The organism is Allofournierella massiliensis (assembly GCF_964241245.1).
Lineage (GTDB): Bacteria > Bacillota > Clostridia > Oscillospirales > Ruminococcaceae > Allofournierella > Allofournierella massiliensis.
Window position 1 is genome coordinate 1 of sequence record NZ_CAXSWZ010000078.1, and the last position, 527, is coordinate 527.

1 protein-coding gene is annotated in these 527 nt (G+C 52.0%); it reads right to left on the reverse strand.

Annotated elements, in window-relative coordinates; genetic code table 11:
* Positions 1–527 (reverse strand): hypothetical protein (locus tag ACESYO_RS16440; RefSeq protein WP_373211338.1); only part of this gene is annotated, 527 nt, incomplete at both ends.

Genomic DNA, 527 nt, shown 5'->3' on the forward strand with positions numbered 1-527 from the left:
TCCAAAATGTGATAGAAGTTGGCCCGATTGGTTCCGTAGGTGACGGTGGCTTTGATATTGCCGCCGGTGTTGCTTTTACCGGAAATATTCCAAACACCAGTGTACGGCACATAATGAACATCCACCAAACGGCGGGAGATCATGGGAGCGTCCACCAGTTCATCGGCAAACTGCTTGATGATAGAAGGGGCAATCCAGGTGGCACCCAGACGCACAGCAATCTCGCTGGCTTCCAGATCTTTGGGCTGAATCTGCTCCAGAGCCTGCACGTTGATTCGCAGGGATGGGTTGGATTCGGCGGCCAGTTTTGCGATGGCCAGCTTTTGACGCACATTGCCGGACAGGTAGGCATCTGCTGTGTGGTAAATTGGTGCTCCATCCGGAGTTTTTTGCATAGGGTCAACAAAGATGACACCTTTCAACTCCTCCACAAGTTGTTGTTCACTTTTTCCGGTCAGCTGCATCATGTAGGGCAAATCGATTCCGGCCTTTTCACCAATAGACAGGGCAAGCGCATCGCTGGCGGT